Annotated in this window: 1 protein-coding gene; it reads right to left on the minus strand. The window is 55.2% G+C overall.

From position 1 onward, the window contains the following. Positions 1–83 precede the first annotated feature (83 nt). Positions 84–332, minus strand: coding sequence for a FitA-like ribbon-helix-helix domain-containing protein (locus ALO43_RS15660; RefSeq protein WP_235812533.1), 249 nt, complete (start codon positions 330–332; stop codon positions 84–86). Positions 333–620: the final 288 nt, after the last annotated feature.

The following is a 620-nucleotide window of genomic DNA, read 5'->3' on the forward strand; positions in this document are numbered from 1 at the left end:
GGCTTGATCGTTCAGCCAGGCCCGCACGGCCAAGTGGGACTCGGGCTTCATCGCCTCGGAAACGACGTTGGTATCGAGGACGATCATTCAAACCTCAGCGGCTTGGCCGGCGTCTTGTCTCGCACTTGGTTGAAGACCTCGAAATCTTCGTTCGTCAGGCCGATCTTGCGACCCAATGCCGCCAAGGCTTCACCTAGGCGAACGCGCGTCTCCGGCTTGACTGCGATCGCCAGAATCTCGCGGACTTCGGCCTCGGTGCTGTGCCCGTGTTGGGCGGCCCGCACTCGTAGCGCGCGGTGTACATCGTCGGGCAAGTTCCGTACTGTCAGCATTGCCATAACATCACCTCATGAAATTGCATTCAATGAAGTCATTTTATGTGTTTGAATGCATTTTCGCAAGAAGCCACGCGATTTCGGAAAACAGCCTCAAAGGCTGTTCGTTGGTTGAGGCGAGCCATCAGAAATGGCCAGGACCTACATTCGAAATATAGGGGGTTGGGGAGCAATGGAACTGAAAACCAACGTAGATAATAGCCGTAGGCTCGACCATCTGCACATGACCCAGCTCTCAGTTTCGCTGAATCGGCTCATACCTGACAGCTTGACCAAGCCTAGGCG

Origin of the sequence: Pseudomonas tremae (assembly GCF_001401155.1) — a bacterium.
In the GTDB taxonomy this organism is placed as follows: Bacteria; Pseudomonadota; Gammaproteobacteria; order Pseudomonadales; family Pseudomonadaceae; genus Aquipseudomonas; species Aquipseudomonas tremae.